1 protein-coding gene is annotated in these 393 nt (G+C 58.3%); it reads left to right on the top strand.

Annotated features, from left to right (window positions below):
- Positions 1-98 precede the first annotated feature (98 nt).
- Positions 99-393, top strand: a 295-nt coding sequence (locus tag H6M51_RS24305) for an SDR family NAD(P)-dependent oxidoreductase (protein WP_185812323.1), incomplete at its 3' end; no start/stop codon positions are given.

The following is a 393-nucleotide window of genomic DNA, read 5'->3' as shown; positions in this document are numbered from 1 at the left end:
CACAAATGCGGACGAAGCATCCCCGTCTTGCCACTTTTCCTATCATCGTACACGGAAATATACGAGAGGCCAGATGAAGCTTGTCTAGGAGTGGCCACATGGGTCGATTGACGGAGAAGAATGCCCTTATCATTGGGGGGACGCATGGAATGGGTCTGGCGACTGCAAAGGCCCTTGTGGCCGACGGCGCGCAGGTGCTCGTTACCGGAGCTAACCCCTCGAATGTCCATAGAGCTCATCTGGAGCTTGAAGGACGCGCGAATGCCATGGGGTCGGACATTTCCCGCGCACAAGACAGGGAGGTGCTCGCCGCAATGGTGGCGGAGCGTTTCCAGTCGCTCGACGCGCTGTTCATATTCGCGGCCGTGGCAGAGTTCGCGCCGTTCGATCAAG

Source organism: Rhizobium sp. AQ_MP (assembly GCF_014237835.1).
GTDB lineage: Bacteria > Pseudomonadota > Alphaproteobacteria > Rhizobiales > Rhizobiaceae > Allorhizobium.
This window is presented reverse-complemented; position numbering and strand designations above follow the sequence as displayed.